Here is a 17,230-nt window from a genome sequence, read left to right on the forward strand (position 1 = left end):
ATCCTTCGGAGTTGGCACTGGGTCCTTGAAGCTCACCGGGAGCGATCTGGCCCATGCGTTGTTCGTGACCGGCCGTGCCCCAGGTGACCAAGCCAAGTTCGGGGACGCCTCGGTGTGGGAATGGCTTCACCGTTCTAGCCTGGTTCCCGCCTACGTGCGGCGTCACTCATCCGGACGCCTCGTGCGCTCAAATCTGGCTCTGACGCTAGATCGGTCGGAGAAGGTCGCACTTTCGTACGCACTTGGCCAAGCCATGACTGCGGTCTTCTGCCATCAGGTCTTGAACGTGCCGATGCTGCTGCACGTGGACCGATACGAGAAGCGCTGGAAAGTCGACCTCGGCGGCAGTAATAAGCGTCCCGACCTTTTTGGTCGCTTGGGACCTGCGCAGTGGGTAGTCGCCGAGGCCAAGGGGCGCTCCAACGCAGCGGAGTCCTCGCTGCCCGCTGACCTGGTCAAGCAGAAGAGCGTGGTCAAGAGTGTTGCTGGGCATCCACCAGTGGTGGCGCTGGGTTGCATCACATCGTTCCCCGCCGTGAAGGCAGGCAAGCCCGGCCACATGAAGGTGAACGCCGTGGACCCGGACGCCGACGCCGAGGGCGTCGACATCGAGCTTCAAGACGGTCGGTATCTGCAGGCGTACTACGAGCCGTTTGCACGAGCACTCGATGGCGAGCTCGGCGTGTCCCGCGAGGGCGATGACTTTGCGAAGAGGTTCAACAATGCGGTCACCCTGGGGCTGCGTCCTGTGCTGTACGAGCTTGTCACCACCACGGGCGGCGACGAGCTCGCTCGCGCTTACGACGGACTTGATCTGCGTCCAAGCGAGGAGGAGCGCGAAGCGGGCTGGCGTTCGGATGGGACGTTTGTCAGGGCCGATTGGGCGAATGCGCTCGCCCTACCAGACTACGAGGCGGAGTACGAGGCGGAGTGACTCGCTGACCTGCCAGGCTCACTTGACCGCCCCGCTCAACGCGCCCAGACCGGAGAAGCAGCCTGCTACCCGGCTCTCATTTGTGGACGGGAGCAACAAAAGCCAGTACCGCGAGATCGCCTAAACGCAGGTGCTTTCGATTCCCGATTCGACCTCTGGCTGCCGATTCCTTGCTAAATCAGTTTCCCGAGATAGCGGCACCTTTATCGCTTCACGAACTTCCGAACTGTCAGCACGGCAGTGACGAATGGTGCTGCTACAAGAGCGCGAAAAAGTTGGTCCAGGTACTGTGGAAGTTCAAAGTCGGGCTCCGTTCCTTCGCCCAGTTTTAGGAGATGGAGAGGCGTCATCAGCCAGTCCACGTAGCTATGTAACACGAGCAACACGCCTTCTATCGAAGGATCGAATGGGCGGCCCAGAAGGCAAAGGCCTGCCGCAAATGCGGCGACTGCCAGATACAACTTCCCCGGTGCTGTGAACTTCTCGCCATACCCGAGTAATTCGTACCCGGAGAGCAATCTGCGTTCCCATCGCTCTGGAGCGGTTAGATTGCGAAGCCTGTAACGGAACCAAGCCAACTCGGACCGCACGGACGACGGCGCTCCACGCTTGTCAGCCAGATCGCTTAGTACCTCCGCGTAATTGGAAGCGAGTTCCAGTTCGCGAGCATGTACGGACGTATCGCTAGTGGCTCTTTGCGACGCTTGTCGAAGTTGGGTCGGAACGGTTGGTACCACGTGCCCGGCATCTGCGCTCATAATCGAGATCAACCTGAGGCCCTCTAGAGTGACGGGAAACTCGACACCGGCGATCGATAGACCAGAAACCTCGAAGCCCTCGGCCAGTTTGGATATGACGAGGGGGCCATGCGTTTCGTCGGAAGTGATTCGAGAGTTGGCCACCTGTGCCAGTGTTACTTCTCCCGACGTCTCAATCAGTTGAGCGCCTCGGTCGGCTGAGATAACGAGCCCGCTCTTCAGTCGAAGAGCCCTTGCGGACTGTCGAACCCGCACCTGGCCAGCGCCCTGCATAATTACCGAGTCCGCTTCGCGCACAATGACTTCGATTTGCCGACCAACCGCGACATTGATGTTCTGCATTCGCTCGAATGTGACTTCTTTACCCCCGCCAATGGCTTCGAGGGTAAGAGTTGGCGAATCGCTGCCGTATCCCGTTGCCGACTCGCTCATCTTTACTAGACCCACGCTGCAATTACGGGTCGACATGGAAGCGCGGGTTGCAGTGGGAACCATCATCTTCTCAACTTGCGTGCCGTCCAGATCTAGTTGGCACAACCCGGTGAGAAGAAGGTCGTTCACGTGGCGATTGCGCACAGTCAAAGACGCATCAGTCATCCGCAGTGAAGAGGTATGGCGATGAGCCTTCTGCAGCGGTGCGTGAAGTTCGACTTCGATTCGTTCGAGCAACAGGTGTCTGATGCTGGGAGCGTCAAGTGTCAAGCGCGACCGGGTTCGCGACGACCCGGACAGAAGCAAGAACGTGACGTGTGATGCGCCGATCAGCTTCAACTGACCCTGGCGCTTGCCTGGCATGCGGATGTGGAGGCGTTGAACGTCCGGTGGAAGCTTGACGGTCCCGCTTGGAGGGGTGACAGCCATCTGGCCACTCTTTGCGCCGACGACCGTCAACTCGATAGCTGGGGACCCGACGGCACTCAAGTCGAGAAGTTCATGCGAATGACTCAACATGAGCCTGTCGGTGTGGGCCACAGCGGAAGACCAGTCGTGGTCCGCCTGAACGTCGTTATCCGAGATCACGGGCGTCATCATGCGCTACGCAACCGCGATCGGAGTGTATTGGCGGTAATCGGATATGTAGTCCGATCACCGAGCGACGCGGTCGCAGCGCTGTACGCCATCGCAACAAGCTAGAAGCAAGACACTGGTCGACCTCCGTACATTCGCTCGATCGAACGTCGGTTCGGGACCGGCATTGTCCGGTCAGAGCACTCTCAAATGACCGGTGGCTTCCTGCTTCCTATCGCGTCCGTCCAAGTGCTAGCCCCGCGGTGGTTGCCCGGACCCCTCGGCCAGACGGATGACTTCGAGGCACGCATCGCCAGCTTCTATTGGACCGCGCTTTGCCGCGCGACCCAGGGCATCCAGGTGCGCAATAACTTCCTCGTCGCGCAGCCCCCCGACCCAGTCACGAATGGTTGTCGCCGAGGTCGCCTCTGGGTGCAGCAGCAAGATCTCCACCAGCGATCCCCTGCCGTGCCTAGCCTGGATGCGGATGACGAATCGCTCGTCCGCCTGCACCGGGTCTCCGGCGCTGACTGCCTCTCGCGGGTCCCCCCATCCTCTGGTGAGATCGATCCGCGCCGGCAGTCGTGGCTCCATCCCAGCGTCCCCTGTGACCAGAACCGGGATGGCCACTGTGCGCACCCACTCCGAGAGCGTGCCCAATTCTTTCGCAATTACCTTCCACTCGCCCGTGTGCGGGCGCTGGATGGCGACTGTCGGCCAGATGTCGAGTGGCACTCGTTTGTGCAGTGGGCCGGTGGCCAACACGGTGCCGACCCGCAGCGGTGCACCGTCCGCGCCCACCACGATGTCCGGATCGTTGAGCGGCCAGGTGTTGACGCGCCCAAGCCGAACGGCAGCAACAGCGGGGGTGCGGTGCTTGGTCAGATTGGTGTGTTGGGCAAGTACACGCAGCGGGTGCTCGTCGGTGTCCCTGCGGTGATACGGCTGGAGCGCGCGGATTCGCCGTACGAGCTCGGACCCGTCGCGTAGCGGCGCGAGTTGCTTGCGCCTGCGACCGTTCAGCCAATCCGTGAAGGACTTCGCGCTTGTGGCCGCTGGCATCTCGACCCGTCCGGCTTCCTCTGGGGTGAGCTCTCGGCCCAGCGCGAACTCAACTTCGGCGTACACGGCGTGTTCGACCGCTGCGCGTAGTTGCGTAAGGACGTCTGCCGCGTACCTACTTACCGCTGGGGGCAGCGGAGCAATATGCCTAACCTTCACGTGGGCCAGGTCGCCGTCAGCGACCGTCTCAAAGCTCAGCGGCCCTGGCTGTAGGTAGTCGTAGAGAATGTGGCACATGGTGTCGGCGAGGGCGTCCGCGTGCGCAAGCGCAACGGCCAGTTGGCGGTCGGGCAACCACGACGGGTCTGCAGGGTCAGGGGCCACAGCGGCAGGCTACGGGTTGCGTGCCAAAAGAGGCTAGAAAACCCCGGCGCAACCGAAAACACGAGGATGGTTTCAGCAGTTAATGACATTACCGATCAACACATTCAAAGTCCTTTAGACTCACTACCCTTTAGCACATCGATATGCGATAATAGGTAAGTGCTCAGAAGACGTGCGCCCTTGTTGCCCTGACTGAGCCCAAACACACGACCTCCAGATGTAGGTCGTGTTCCTTCGAGCCCGCTGTGGTCGTTCGCGACCGTGGCGGGCTTTCTGCGTTTCCAGGAGAAAGCATGAAGCAGTCAGAAGCGATCAAATACGTCAACGAAGAAGAAGAAGGTCGTCCTCTGACCGTGGGGACCTACCTACCGGATTGGCTACAAGGTAAGCAGGCACTCAGGCCGTCGACACGAGCGTCGTACGAGTCGCACATCCGGCTCCATCTGCTTCCCCATCTCGGTCACGTCCCACTTGCCGAGTTGCGTGCTGACCACATCGAGCGGATGTACCAGAAGATTGCGGGCAGCAACCCCGAGCGGTCACGTGCTGTGTCGCCCGCGACCATGCGTCGTATACACGCGACCCTGACAAGCGCGCTGTCCACCGCCGAGCGCCGGGGTCTGGTAGTGCGCAATGCGGCGTCCAGGGTGGAGTTGGCTCGCTCGCCGAGGCCGGCAGCGAGCGCGTGGACGTCAGCCGAGTTCGCCAGGTTCCTGGACCTTATCGATGGCGACCGGCCGCATCTTCTGTTCCTCCTGCTCGGCATGCGGGGGCTCAGGCGGGGCGAGGGGGTGGCCCTCCGCTGGCGAGATGTAGACCTACAAGTCGCATGTATCCGGATTGAACGGTCCGCCGTCAGCGTCAACGGGCAGACGGTGTTTGGCCCGCCCAAGTCCTCCTCCGGGGTCAGAACGGTGGCCGTAGATCGACAAACCTCTGCCAAGCTTCACTGGCACGGCTGTCGGCAACGGCTGGAGAACCGTGACCGGATCGGCACTCCGGTGCTCTCGGAGTTGGTCTTCACCGACTCTGAGGGAGCAGCTCTAGATCCCACCTACGTCTCTCGACACTTCGACCGTCTGGTGAAGAAGCATGGGCTGCTCAGGATCAGGCTGCACGACCTGAGGCACACCTCTGCCAGCATCGGGCTGGCATCGGGAGAGACCCTGCTGGAAGTCAGTCGACGGCTAGGCCACTCGTCGATCTCGGTCACCGCCGACATCTACAGCCACATCGCCCCCCTGGTGGCCAGCGAGTCCGCAGAGCGCCTCGCAGCCGTCGTCTACGGCTCCGCAGGGCCTGACGACAGGACTCCGGGGGCATGAGGCAGGTCATTCACCTCGGCGAGCTCGTGAAGGCCGCAGGGCGGTGTCTACGTCAGTGGGGTGTGTGGGTCTGGGAGCGGGTGACAGGTGAACCCGGTTACATCGACGCCCTCGCGGACCTCACCTTGGCTGCCGCCAACCTGCTCGTAAGCGGCAACCGGGCTCGGCGAACCATGGCTGCCGCAACTCACGTAGTAGTAGCCATCGTCCGCACGATCTGGCGTCGCAACGAGGAAGGAGATCCCCAACATCTCTGGGCCTGACGCCGCCCAACCGAACCAAGCCTCCAGCCATCCGGCTGGGGGCTTTCTGCATTTCCGAAGGAGACAACTATGTCCAAAGAGACCTTGGAACACCTCAACACCAACACCCTGATCGGGAACACCGACTACCGAGGAACGGCCTGGCACTACCGGGCCGAGCTGCAAGGCGTTGAGACAAACCACTACGCAGGACCGATCCCGGTCTACGACGTCCAGCGTCGGCTCTTCGACTGGCAGGGCGTCTCACGTCCTCTCGCTGTCGACGTCCCGGCCGACCTGGAGACGATGGACCACCTCAACGAGTTCGACGTGCCCGCCAGGTGGGTCGAGCTCTCCGACAAGCAGGCCATCTGCCGATCCGATAACGACTACGTAATGGGGATCTTCTCGACCGGCTACACCATGCACCAGTACGACGAGTGGCTCCTCGCGACGGTCGCCAACGTCCTCGACGACAACCTGTCGATCTCCTCCGCTGGGGTACTCCGCCAAGGAGCGGTGGCATGGGTGGAGGTCAGCGTCCCGGAGAAGCATCACCACGCCGGAAGGAGTGGAGTTCCGGCCCAATCTGCTCGCCACCACCTCGTTCGACGGCTCCATCGCAACCACGTTCAAGAGAACCGTCACCGATGTGGTCTGTGACAACACCCGAGAAGCCGCACTCGCGGAGAAGGGGCAGAACTACAAAATCAAGCACTCGCGCCACCCCCACGCCCAACTGGCACCCGCGAGAGAAGCCCTCGCGATAGTGCACACCATCGCCGAGGACTACGTCCGCGAGGTCGCAAGGTTGTGTCAGGTGACCGTGGGGGAAGAGCAGTGGGCCAAGTTCCTCGACGCCTACGTCAGTCGTCTTAACGAGCGAGGCATGCCGCTGAAGGGCAAGGCGCTGACCATGGCCGACAACAAGCGAGACATCCTTCAGCGGCTCTACAGCCATGACCACCGCGTCGCTCCGTGGGCAGGGAGGGCCCACGGGGTCCTGGCTGCCGTGAACACCTACGAACACCACGAGGGCAAGGTGCGAGGAGCCCCCAGGCCCGAACGGAACATGCTCCGGACCGTGTCAGGCGACTTCGCTCGTGTGGATCGGGACACTCTCCGGGTGCTGGAGAGCGTCCTCCGGTGACGCCAGCCCGGAGGGAAGCCGTGGTTTCCCTCCGGGCAAAGTCACCCGAAGCGTCAGGCCGTGCGACTCCTGTTCTGGCTCTCATATGGCGGAGCCAGACTCCGCAGTCTTCTTGGGAGAACTATGCAGCGCGGGAGCGATTGCCAGTTGGGGGGTTCGCGTTGCACCTCAGGGCATTGGAAACTCACGGGCGTCGTTCCCGCGCTCGTCACAACACCGGAGTGAACCGGGCGAGGACACGCTGCTGACTGTAGGAATTCGACGGCTCGGGTGCCTGCGAGCCCGATACGTGAGTGAAACGTACAGCCAGGCGACATGACTTGAAGGTCCGGTCGACCGGTAGCTCAACCAGCAGGTCCAGATCCGGGCGCCCGCTGACCACCCGCGCCCGCTCCTGACTGAGTGGACTGCCAGCGTGCACTTGCACTACGCCCGAGCGCCTCACAGCTAGGCCGCTCCTACCCAAGATCTCAATGTGTCCCATGCTCTCTTGCTTGAGGCCCCCGCTACCGGATCGACCAGTCACTCGCGAGGGCCCGACGACGTTTCGGTTATTCAGTGCGATGGGCGTGCTTGGGCCGCAGGACACCCTCCAGGTCTGACGGTGCTCGGGCATCGTGACCTCGTCTGAGACGGACACTAAGATCTCAAGCTGAGCCACCAAGGTGAAGTCATTGGTGGCGCGCATCTGACCTTGTTCGCTTGGCGAAGCTGACCAATGCTCCTCCAAGACAATTGAGCCGCTGACGAGCTCCAGTTCAGGCAACTGTGCCTGCTCCACGACGGAAGAAAGCAACTCATGACGCCGTGCCGAACGTGTCGAATTGCCAGAACGCCACGGGACCTCTAACTGGACTCGGCCACCTCCCTCGACAGAGACCACGTAGGGAGCCCGCGAGGTATCGAAGTACATGGCAGCGACATGCTCATCTTCCGCCAGCCGGACGATCATGAACGCTGGGTCTGGCGATTCCTCGTCAAACCACCGCCGCACCTCTGGCCACCAGTTGGCCTGCTCGACGCCCTCGAATTCCACCACCTCGTGACGCGCCTCGTCCAAACCGATAATCCATAGGATCGGCTCGCTGCGGGCAGCGTTCGCGTGTCCGGCTAGTTGTCGGGCAATCCTTGCACCGGGATCAGGCCAAGCACTCTTGAGTTCGACTCCATTGTCCTCGACCTCACTTCCAGCCTTGACCAGTTCGACGATCTCGATGACTCGCGCTTCGATCTGCTGAAGTCTCACGGCATGAGTCTCGCACCATCCACTTCCGTCTACTGGAACTCACCATCGTGGTGGTAGGGGCCACCACGGCGGGCTGGAACTCTTGGCGGTCACCGTGATCTCGGGCACGACTTCGCTCGGGGCTTGTGCATAGCCTTGCGAGACGATCCGGGTCCACGAGGCATCGCCACATGCGGCACCAAGAACCAGATACCCAATCCGATCACCCTGGACGGCGGCATGAGCCGCACCTACTCCAGCAGTAGGCCGTAGCGGAGGTCCTGCAGCACCTCAGATGCGTCGACGTCTTTCAACCGCGCTACGTCCTCGACGAGCCATCGCAGCAAGATCTGCGTTCCACGGGTCACGTCAACGTGGCCCCACGTTCCAGCGCGCGCAGCGATGTCTTCGAGGTCGGTGGAGGCGCTCTCGCACATGATGAATCGATGCTCGGCGTCTGCGCCTCGGGCCTCTGCGTCGAGATCGTCTTCGATGAGTCTCAACAAAGTCCTTTGCGTGTCGCATATCGCCTCGTCCATTGCTGCCATGACACAAGGATCTGGCATAAGCAGGTGCCGCGTGTTCGATCCGCGCAATCCAACGCAGAAAGGGGTGCCAGACGGGAACGCCAACGAATGAGTGGCGTGCAGGTTCGTCCCGAGCGTCCGCCGCGCCCTGCGAGTCAGCGCGGCTCCCTGGAGTGACGGCAGCAGACACCGCGACGGATCATCGCGATGTAGGTCTACATCTAGAGACAGTGCATGCAGTAGGTCGCCTCGGCTCCCGTCTGGAGGCGTGCCCACTGGCGCACCAATGCTCTGTCCGTTGAGCAGACCTTGATGTACTCACCGGTAAACGTCTTCATCCCCCGCTGGAGCTCGCTGATGAAGCGGCATGATGCCCGATGAAGGACGAGGTACTCCGCGCTCGGCTGCCTGTTGCAGTTCAAGACGTACCCCTGCGGCCATGCGGAGAGCCAGCGCTGGTACCCGGCGTCGTCATCGACGAATCGCACCAAGTCGCCGGTATCGCCAGCCGGGTGGGGCCTGTAGGTGCCTGCCGTCATCCACTCGTGGCGACACTTGTGGCACCTGTAGGCGGTCTTGTCGACATAGCCCCACTCGGCTGACTCACGCCTGTCCTTGGCCTCGTCGCGATCTGCATATGCCCAACCGTCGATGGGTGTCTCGTCATGATCACGGGACCCGCAGCGTGGGCATATGACACCTGGTGTTCGTCGCCCCCGCCAACCGCAGTCGAGGCATAGCAAAGGGATGTCCGATGACTTCGGTGCCCCAGGATCGCGGGTGAGGTTCTCGCTGCCGCAGCCACCGCAGGTGATCTCCACCTGTTCATCGTGCAACCCCGACGCAGGGACGTCTACACGCGTGCGGACGGCCCGCCTTGAGGGCCTGCGATGTCGTACGTAACCATCGCTACGTCGGGTCGGATGTCTGCCTGAGCCAGGCGGCGCGTCAGATGGTCGAAGTTGAATCGCGGCCTTTTGCGGTTATTGAGGATGCCGACGTAGGCCAGCGGCAGCGGGTGCGTCGGGTACTGCGCCTCAGCGGCGTTGAGGATCGCCGATAGCTTCTCGAAGTCGCGGACCACCTCGCCGTAGTCGAGTCCCTCGGACTGGGTGGCAGATACCTTCAGCTCCGTGATGACCGTGAAGTCACGCAGGCGCGCCAGCCCCGACTTGGGATTGGGCTCCCATCTGCCAACTGATTGACCGCTGCCGACGAATGGGGGCCGATCTTCGAGTTGATCGCTGGGGCAGGACTCCGTCGTGGGGAGGCTCTCGGGCTGCGCTGGGGCGACGTCAACATGGAGAGCGGGACGCTGGTGATCCGACAGCAGGTTGTGCAGCTCGATGGCCACACGGCTCCGTGCCTGCGGTGCGGAGGAAGCCACCGTGGCCCCGCATTCACCCCACCGAAGACCGCAAGCGGCGAGGCACGCCGCATCGAGCTCGGCCAAGCGGCTTCTGGAGTGCTGCTCGCCCATCGACTTCACCAGGACGAAGTCCGGAGCTCTTGGGGGTCTGCCTACGCCGACCACGACCTGGTCTTCGCGCTGGACGACGGGAACCCGATCCACCCCGAAAGACTCACGAAGCGCTTCGGGATGTTGGTGGGGACCTCCGGGCTTCGGCATGCGCGACTCCACGACCTTCGTCACGCCCGAGCCTCGCTGCTGCTGGCATCCGGTACCGACCTCGCTCTGGTGTCCAAGATGCTGAGGCACTCGTCGGTGGCGGTGACTGCGGACACCTACTCCCACCTGCTCGAAGGGGTTGGGAGAAAGGCTGCGGATGCCGCAAATGCGCTCGTGCCTCGCAGAGCGCGTGCACATTCGGTGCACAGTTCGGCTCCTGAGCACAGTTGAGGCCCTTCCGGATCTCTCCGTGAAGGGCCTCTGACCTGCTGAAACGGTTGGTACGCCATCAGGGACTCGAACCCCGAACCCGCTGATTAAGAGTCAGCTGCTCTGCCAATTGAGCTAATGGCGCAGGCGGTGAAGCGAGTAGAACACTACAGCGTGGTGATCGGCAGGCGAAATCGAGGTGGCCCCGCTCAGAGCTCGGCGAGCACGGCCTGCGCCGCGTTGTGGCCGCCGAGGCCGGAGACCGCCCCGCCGCGCCGCGCTCCCGAGCCGCAGAGGAGCACGGAGGCGTCCCCGGTCTGGACGCCCCACTGCTGGGCGGGGGTCTCGAGGCGCGACCGGTTGGGGGCCCACGGCCAGTCGAGGTCGCCGTGGAAGATGTGGCCACCCGGCATCGCCAGGTCCTTCTCGACGTCCTGCGGGATCTTGGCCTCGATGCACGGCCGGCCGTCGGCGTCGGTGGCGAGGCAGTCGGCGAGCGGCTCGGCCAGGACCGCGTCGAGCGAGGCCAGCGCACGCTGCACCGCGACGTCCTTGGCGCCCGGGTCGGCGTCGAAGAGCCCGGCCGGCGTGTGGAGGCCGAAGTAGGTCAGCGTGTGGGCCGAGCCGGCCCGGTCACCGAGGATCGAGGGGTCGCTGAGGCTGTGGCAGTAGACCTCGCCCGGCATCGGGTCCGGCACCGAGCCGCCGGCTGCGGCGGCGTACGCCTGCTCGATGGTCGAGTAGTCCTCGGCGAGGTGGAGGGTCCCGGCGAAGGCGACGGCGGGGTCGACGCCCGACCGCAGCGCGGGCAGCCGGTCGAGCAGGAAGTTGATCTTGAGCTGCGAGCCGGCGGGCTTGGTGTCGGGGTCCTCGCCCTCGCCGAGCAGGATCCGCAGCACCCAGGGCGCGACGCCGGACAGCACGCGGCGGCCCGTCACCGAGTGCTGGCGGTCGCCGTCGTGCCACACGACCTCGGCGCCGTCCGGGCCGGGCGTGATGGACCCGACGCCCGCGCCGGTGACGATCTCGGCCCCGGCATCGACGGCGGCCCGCGCCAGCGCGTCGGTGACCGCCCCCATGCCGCCGATCGGCACCCGCCACTCGCCGGTGCCGTTGCCGATGAGGTGGTAGAGGAAGCACCGGTTCTGCACGAGCGAGGGGTCGTCCATCGAGGCGAAGGTGCCGATGAGCGCGTCGGTGGCGACGACGCCGCGCACCGTGTCGTCGGCGAAGCGCCGGGTGATCGCCCGGCCGAGCGGCTCCTCGACGACGTCGGACCAGATGCGCTCGTCGACGAGGGCGCGGACGTCGCGCTCGAGGGGGAGCGGCTGCATCAGCGTCGGGGCCACCGCCTCGGCCAGCTTGCCGACCTCGCCGTAGAACGCCTCCCAGGCGGCGTACTCCTCCTCGCCTCCGGTGAGGTCGAGGAACGACGCACGCGTCGCCTCGCCCTCGGGTCGCTCGACCAGCAGGCCGCCGGAGCGCTCGCCGCGCGTCCAGGGCGTGTAGGACGCGGTGGTGCGCGACGCGAGCCGGACGTCGAGGTCCAGGTCGGCCATCAGCTGCTCCGGCATCAGGCTGACGAGGTAGGAGTAGCGCGAGAGCCGGGCGGGCTGCCCGGCGAAGGGCTCCACCGACACCGCGGCTCCACCGGTGTGGTGCAGCCGCTCGAGGACGACCACCGACAGCCCGGCGCGGGCGAGGTAGGCGGCACTCACGAGGGCGTTGTGGCCGCCGCCGACGACCACCACGTCATAGCTGTTCCTGGCCGCGTTCACCGATCCAACGTAGACCCTCGGCAGGGTCCTCCCGGACGCGACACCGACGTCATCGCCGGAACGTGTCGTTCGGCACGACGACCGCCCGCCCCTCCACGCGGCCGTGCGTCAGGTCGTCGTACGCGGCGAGGGCGTCCTCGAGCGGGTAGATGGTCGTCGCAGCGTGCAGCAGCCCGCGGCCGGCCAGGTCGAGCACCTCCACCAGCTCGGCGCGGTTGCCCCAGTAGGTGGTCTGCACGCTCACCTCGTAGGGGACGCCGAAGAACGAGACCGGCAGGGTGCCGCCGGCGATCCCCACGATGGTGATGTCGCCGAGCTGGCGCACGCAGGCGGCCGCCGTGGCGAGGGTCTCGTCCGACCCGACGAAGTCGAGGACCACGTCGGCGCCGCACCCGCCGGTGGCCTCCCTGATGCGGCTGGCGGTCTCGGGCCCCGGCTCCAGAACGAGGTCGGCACCCAGGTCGCTCGCCCGGACACGCGCGCTGTCGCGGCCGTCGACGGCGACGATGCGCGTGGCGGTCAGCGCGGTGAGGACCTGCAGCCCGAGGTGGCCGAGCCCGCCGACGCCGATCACGACCGCTGTGCTGCCGGGTCCGAGCTTGCACAGCGAGCGTCGCACGGCGTGGTACGGCGTCAGCGCCGCGTCGGTCAGCGGGGCGGCGTCGACGACCTCCAACCCGTCGGGGAGCGGGACGACGTGGCGCGCCGCAGGGACCAGCAGGTAGTCGGCCATCCCGCCGTCGAGGCCGAGCCCACCACCGCCGCCGGGCACGGGTGCGAGGTCGGGTCGCTCGCAGTAGGTCTCCAGGCCGGCCGCGCAGTGCGCGCACGTGCCGCAGCCCCAGGCGCCGACGACGGCCACTGGTTGTCCGACCTCGAGCCCGGTGACTCCCTGGCCCACGGTGTGCACCCAGCCGGCGTTCTCGTGCCCGAGGGTGAACGGCGGGTCGTAGGGCAGCATGCCCGGCTCGAACTCGTGCATCAGGTGCAGGTCGGAGTGGCACGCGCCGGCCGCGCCGACCTGCACCAGCACCTCACCCGGGCCCGGCTCGGGGACGGGCACCTCCTCGAGGACCGGCTCGCTCTTCCACTGGTTCAGACGCAGTGCGCGCATGTCGACCTCCTCAGGCTCACCTCCAGCCTGCTCCCGGCGATGCTCCCGCAGCAGGGCCCTTTGCCGTCCCTCGCGGGGTCCAACGGCCCTTCGTACGACGCCGCCACCGGCGAAGAGTGGAGGCACAGACCAGTCGAGGGAGGACGTCATGACCGAGCAGGGCACCACCGCACACGGACCCCGGATCGTTGTCGGGGTCGGACCCGAGGAGGTGGAGTCGGCGCTCGCCTTCGCGGCCGCCGAGGCCGTCCGTGCCGGGTGCGGACTGCACCTGGTGCATGCCGTCGACCTGACCCCGATGGCGGCCGACCATGTCCTGCTGCCGGCCGTCGACATGGACGCCTGGGGAGCCGGGCGGATCGCCGAGGCGGTCAAGCTCGCCGACGAGCTCGTCGACGGCGCGGTGCCCGTCACCCACGACCTCGTCCGCGGAACGCCGGTGGGCGCGCTCGTCGAGGTAGGCCGGACCGCGCGGATGGTCGTGCTGGAGCACCGGCACCTGTCCCGGCTGTCGCGGATCGTGAACCGCACCGTCGCGGGCGGCGTGGCCGCGCACCTGCGGGTGCCCGTGGTCGCCGTACCGAGCGGGTGGCGGCCCGACGGGGAGCCGCGGGTGGTCGTCGCCGGCGTCGACGTGCCCGAGCGTTCGGACGAGGTGCTGCGCGCGGCGCTCGCCGAGGCGCACGCGCGCGGGGCCCGGCTGCGGCTCGTCCACTCGTGGTCGCTCCCGACGGCCTACGAGGGCATGTTCCCGCCGGAGGACGTCCGAGGGTGGTCGGACACTGCGCGCGCGGAGGTCTGCGCCGCGCTCGACCGGGTCGGAGACCTGACCGCCGCCATGGACGCCGACGTACGGGTCGAGCAGGGCCGGGCCTCCGAGGTGCTCGTGGAGGCCTCCGCGGGCGCCGAGCTGCTGGTGATCGGTCGCCACGACCCGCTCGTGCCGATCGGGTCGCACGTCGGCCCAGTGGCACGCGCCGTGCTCAGGGAGGCGACGTGCCCGGTGCTGCTCGCGACGCCGCGACCTCACCGGGCGGCGTACCACCCGTGAGGCCTGCGGGCGGGGTCAGCCCCGGGTGAACAGCCGGGACAGCAGGCCGCCGCCCGAGCCGCTGGCGGCTTTCTCGGCGGCAGTGTGCTGGCCGTTGCACCATTCCTTCGCCGGGACTCCGGCCTTGACCTGCCCGACGTGCTGGCCGCAACCGGCCCAGGTGGTCTTGCCGCAGGTCTTGCATCGCGCCGCTCGGCACATGGTGGGTCTCCTCGGGTGAGTGGTGGGTGAGTAGTGGTTGAGGGGTCAGACCAGGGCGGGCAGTGCCTGCACAGCGACGTACGCCGCCACGGTGAGGACGAGCCCGGTGAAGGCTGCGGACAGCCGGGTGGTGTCGGTGCGTGCGGCGAGGCGAGCCCCGAGGACGGAGCCGGCCACTGCCGTGATCGTGAGCGCGGCCACGAGGCGCCAGTCGGGCACGACGCCGGCCCCGGCCCGCGCAGCGAGGGCGGCAGCGCTGGTGATGGTGATGACGACCAGTGACGTGCCCGCGGCGTGGCGCATCGGCAGGGCGAGCGCGAGGAACAGGGCGGGGACGACGAGGAAGCCGCCGCCCACGCCGAGGAACCCGGTGAGCAGCCCCACGACGGTCGCCGTCACGAGCACCTTGAGGGCGCGGGGGCACTGGCACATGAAGGTGGGGCTGAACGTGATGATCGGGTCGTCGAGCTGCGGACGCTCGACCGGTGCTGCGTGGTCCCGGGACCGCCGCCGGCTGCGGAGCTGGCGGACCGTCATCAGGCCCGCGACCACCAGCATCATCGCCGAGAAGGCGGCCAGGAGCACCGGCTCGGGGACCGCGGACGACAGGCGCGCCCCCGCGACGGCGCCGCCGATGGCGACCGCCCCGAACGCGATGCCGCGCGCCAGCAGCACGCTGCCGGCACGGCGGGCGGCGACGGCCCCCGCGAGGGAGGTCACGCCGACGACGACCAGCGACCCGGTGGTCGCCTGTGCGGGCGTCTGGCCGAGCGCGAGGAGCACGGGGACGGCCAGGATCGAGCCGCCCCCGCCGAGCGCGCCCAGGCTCAGCCCGATGAGCGCGCCGGCGACGACGGCGAGGAGGAGCTCGATCACGCGTCGGACCCCACGAGGCGGAGGCCCACCTGCTCGGCGTTGTCGAACGAGTCGTCGATCGCGACCAGGGTGCGCCCAGCGGCGTCGAGCATCGAGGCGGCGACCGACGCACGGTAGCCGCCGGCACAGTGCACCCACACCTCGCCCGCGGGCACCTCGTCGAGGCGGTCCCCCAGCTCGTGGAGCGGGATGTTGACGGCAGCGTCGATGCGCGCGCCCTCGTGCTCGTCGGCGCGGCGCACGTCGAGCACGACGACCTCGCGGTGGTGGCGCACCTGGGCGAGGTCGGCGAACGTCGCCGTCGCGAACGAGCTGACCTCACGGTCGCTCCAGTCCTCCGGGCCGCCGGTCGCGTGGGCGGCGGGGCGGTCGATGCCGATGCGGACCAGCTCGCGCTGCGCCTCGGCGACGTCCTCGGCGGTCTCGCCGAGGAGCGTGATCGGCGTGCCCCAGGTGACGAGCCAGCCGAGGTAGGTCGCGAAGCCGCCGTCGAGGCCGAAGTTGAGCGTGCCGGGGGCGTGCCCCGCGGCGAAGGCCGTGCGGTTGCGAAGGTCGACGACCCACTCCCCGGCCTCGATGCGCCGCCGCAGCTCGACCGCGTCGGCGGACACCGGGGGTGACAGGTCGGGTCGGGAGGGGCCGGCGGCGTTGGCCGGTGCCATGTGGGCGTAGTAGGCCGGCCACGGGCCGAGACCGGCCAACAGCTCCTCCACGTAGGTCTGCTCGTCCTGGGTGAGGACGGGGTTGGCCCGCTTCTCGCGACCGATGGTCGACGACGTGGCGTCGGACTGCGTGGCCGAGCAGAAGGAGCCGAAACCGTGGGTGGGGTAGACCTCCGCCTCGTCGGGCAGCAGGTCGGCGAGACGGTGGGCCGAGGCGTGCTGGTGGTGCGCGAGGGCGTGGGTGTGGTCGGACCCGAGGAGGTCGGGGCGCCCGGTCGCGCCGTAGAGCAGCGAGCCGCCGGAGAACACGCCGACGTGCTGGTCACCCTCGGCAGCCGCGTCGACGAGGAGGTAGGAGAGGTGGGTGAACGTGTGGCCGGGGGTTGCCAGCGCGGTGATGCGCATGCGTCCACCCACCTCGACGACGTCTCCGTCCGCTGTGGGGGTGCGGGAGAAGGAGACGTCGTCCTCGCCGTTGACGAGGTAGTGGGCACCGGTCCGCTCCGCGAGCGCGAGGCCGCCGGTGACGTAGTCGTTGTGGATGTGGGTCTCGAAGACGTGCGTGAGGCGTACGCCGTGCTCGTCGAGGAGGGTCAGCACGCGGTCGATGTCGCGCTGGGGGTCGACCGCGAACGCCACCTCGCCGTCGTGCACGAGGTAGCTGCGGTCGCCGAGCGTGGGCGTGTCGATCACGAGGACGGTGAGGTCGGTCATGGTGCGGGCGGACGGGCGTGCCATCTGGATCCTCTCGTGCGGCGCGGTCCACGGCTGTCGAAGCAATACCCTAGGGGGTATCCGCGGGAAACGCAAAACACCCCGGGGGGTATGCTGACCAGCGCGGCGCCCGCCGCCCGCCCCAGCCCGACGAGGAGGACCGATGCAGCTCGACCCCGACCAGATGACGCCCGTCATCAACCGCATCAAGCGCGCACAGGGGCAGCTTGCCGGTGTGCTGCGGCTGCTCGAGGAGGGCCGCGACTGCGAGGACGTGGTGACCCAGCTGGCGGCGGTGTCGAAGGCGCTGGACCGCGCCGGCTTCGCGATCGTCGCCTCGGGGCTTCAGCAGTGCCTCGCCGCCGGTGACGGCGACATCGACAGTCTCGACGTGAAGAAGATGGAGAAGCTCTTCCTGTCGCTGGCGTGAGGCCGGCCC

At 66.7% G+C, this 17,230-nt stretch carries 17 protein-coding genes and 1 tRNA gene; 7 read left to right on the forward strand and 11 right to left on the reverse strand.

Annotation, left to right across the window (positions count from 1 at the left end; all coding sequences use genetic code 11):
* Positions 1-25: 25 nt before the first annotated feature.
* Positions 26-934 (forward strand): hypothetical protein, encoded by a 909-nt coding sequence (locus tag JOD65_RS09165; RefSeq protein ID WP_191196436.1) that lies wholly within the window; start codon positions 26-28, stop codon positions 932-934.
* A gap of 203 nt (positions 935-1,137) precedes the next feature.
* On the opposite strand, the gene JOD65_RS09170 is transcribed toward JOD65_RS09165, so the two are convergent.
* Both JOD65_RS09170 and JOD65_RS09175 read right to left on the reverse strand, forming a co-directional pair.
* Positions 1,138-2,712, reverse strand: coding sequence for a hypothetical protein (locus JOD65_RS09170; protein ID WP_191196437.1), 1,575 nt, complete (start codon positions 2,710-2,712; stop codon positions 1,138-1,140).
* 240 nt (positions 2,713-2,952) lie between these two features.
* Positions 2,953-4,086 (reverse strand): hypothetical protein, encoded by a 1,134-nt coding sequence (locus JOD65_RS09175; protein ID WP_191196438.1) that lies wholly within the window; start codon positions 4,084-4,086, stop codon positions 2,953-2,955.
* 293 nt (positions 4,087-4,379) lie between these two features.
* Here JOD65_RS09175 and JOD65_RS09180 point away from each other — a divergent pair, with 293 nt between their 5' ends.
* The 3 genes from JOD65_RS09180 (at position 4,380) to JOD65_RS09190 (ending at position 6,803) form a co-directional block, all read left to right on the forward strand.
* On the forward strand, positions 4,380-5,411 hold the full coding sequence (locus JOD65_RS09180; protein WP_191196439.1) for a tyrosine-type recombinase/integrase: 1,032 nt from the start codon (positions 4,380-4,382) through the stop codon (positions 5,409-5,411).
* A gap of 332 nt (positions 5,412-5,743) precedes the next feature.
* On the forward strand, positions 5,744-6,316 hold the full coding sequence (locus JOD65_RS23970; RefSeq protein ID WP_204811053.1) for a DUF932 domain-containing protein: 573 nt from the start codon (positions 5,744-5,746) through the stop codon (positions 6,314-6,316).
* On the forward strand, positions 6,225-6,803 hold the full coding sequence (locus JOD65_RS09190) for a DUF932 domain-containing protein (protein WP_204811055.1): 579 nt from the start codon (positions 6,225-6,227) through the stop codon (positions 6,801-6,803). Before JOD65_RS23970 ends, JOD65_RS09190 begins: the two co-directional genes overlap by 92 nt.
* Positions 6,804-7,011: 208 nt before the next feature.
* On the opposite strand, the gene JOD65_RS09195 is transcribed toward JOD65_RS09190, so the two are convergent.
* From JOD65_RS09195 to JOD65_RS24175, 3 genes are all read right to left on the reverse strand, one after another.
* On the reverse strand, positions 7,012-8,049 hold the full coding sequence (locus JOD65_RS09195) for a hypothetical protein (protein ID WP_191196440.1): 1,038 nt from the start codon (positions 8,047-8,049) through the stop codon (positions 7,012-7,014).
* A gap of 230 nt (positions 8,050-8,279) precedes the next feature.
* Entirely contained in the window at positions 8,280-8,576 is a 297-nt protein-coding gene (locus JOD65_RS09200; protein WP_191196441.1) for a hypothetical protein, read from the reverse strand.
* Positions 8,577-9,408: 832 nt separating this feature from the next.
* The gene (locus tag JOD65_RS24175; protein ID WP_191196442.1) at positions 9,409-9,639 is read right to left on the reverse strand and encodes a hypothetical protein; all 231 of its coding nucleotides are present in this window, start codon (positions 9,637-9,639) and stop codon (positions 9,409-9,411) included.
* Positions 9,640-9,792: 153 nt separating this feature from the next.
* On the opposite strand from JOD65_RS24175, the gene JOD65_RS24180 reads away from it, so the two are divergent.
* Complete coding sequence (locus tag JOD65_RS24180; RefSeq protein ID WP_224748008.1) at positions 9,793-10,416, forward strand: site-specific integrase; 624 nt, start codon at positions 9,793-9,795, stop codon at positions 10,414-10,416.
* 48 nt (positions 10,417-10,464) lie between these two features.
* On the opposite strand, the gene JOD65_RS09215 is transcribed toward JOD65_RS24180, so the two are convergent.
* The 3 genes from JOD65_RS09215 to JOD65_RS09225 all read right to left on the reverse strand — a co-directional run bounded on the left by JOD65_RS09215 (position 10,465) and on the right by JOD65_RS09225 (position 13,287).
* A tRNA-Lys gene (locus JOD65_RS09215) sits at positions 10,465-10,540 on the reverse strand.
* A 64-nt stretch (positions 10,541-10,604) separates the two neighbouring features.
* Positions 10,605-12,173: a phytoene desaturase family protein gene (locus JOD65_RS09220; protein WP_191196444.1), complete on the reverse strand. Its 1,569-nt coding sequence runs from the start codon at positions 12,171-12,173 to the stop codon at positions 10,605-10,607.
* 49 nt (positions 12,174-12,222) lie between these two features.
* Positions 12,223-13,287 (reverse strand): NAD(P)-dependent alcohol dehydrogenase, encoded by a 1,065-nt coding sequence (locus JOD65_RS09225; protein WP_191196445.1) that lies wholly within the window; start codon positions 13,285-13,287, stop codon positions 12,223-12,225.
* Positions 13,288-13,435: 148 nt separating this feature from the next.
* On the opposite strand from JOD65_RS09225, the gene JOD65_RS09230 reads away from it, so the two are divergent.
* A complete protein-coding gene (locus tag JOD65_RS09230) occupies positions 13,436-14,338 on the forward strand; it encodes a universal stress protein (RefSeq protein WP_191196446.1) in 903 nt (300 codons plus the stop codon).
* 15 nt (positions 14,339-14,353) lie between these two features.
* Here the strand turns inward: JOD65_RS09230 and JOD65_RS09235 are convergent, their stop codons facing one another.
* From JOD65_RS09235 to JOD65_RS09245, 3 genes are read right to left on the reverse strand one after another with little or no spacing between them, the layout of a single operon-like run.
* Positions 14,354-14,539 carry a DUF8730 family Cys-rich protein gene (locus tag JOD65_RS09235; protein WP_191196447.1) on the reverse strand — a complete coding sequence of 62 codons (186 nt, stop codon included), beginning with the start codon at positions 14,537-14,539 and terminating at the stop codon, positions 14,354-14,356.
* Positions 14,540-14,584: 45 nt separating this feature from the next.
* Positions 14,585-15,415 (reverse strand): sulfite exporter TauE/SafE family protein, encoded by an 831-nt coding sequence (locus JOD65_RS09240; protein ID WP_307821044.1) that lies wholly within the window; start codon positions 15,413-15,415, stop codon positions 14,585-14,587.
* Entirely contained in the window at positions 15,412-16,815 is a 1,404-nt protein-coding gene (locus JOD65_RS09245) for an MBL fold metallo-hydrolase (RefSeq protein WP_191196448.1), read from the reverse strand. The genes JOD65_RS09240 and JOD65_RS09245 overlap by 4 nt, the downstream gene beginning before the upstream one ends.
* 139 nt (positions 16,816-16,954) lie before the next feature.
* On the opposite strand from JOD65_RS09245, the gene JOD65_RS09250 reads away from it, so the two are divergent.
* Positions 16,955-17,221, forward strand: a complete 267-nt coding sequence (locus tag JOD65_RS09250) for a metal-sensitive transcriptional regulator (protein WP_191196449.1) — start codon at positions 16,955-16,957, stop codon at positions 17,219-17,221.
* Positions 17,222-17,230: the final 9 nt, after the last annotated feature.

Origin of the sequence: Nocardioides cavernae, from assembly GCF_016907475.1 — a bacterium.
Taxonomy (GTDB): Bacteria; Actinomycetota; Actinomycetes; order Propionibacteriales; family Nocardioidaceae; genus Nocardioides; species Nocardioides cavernae.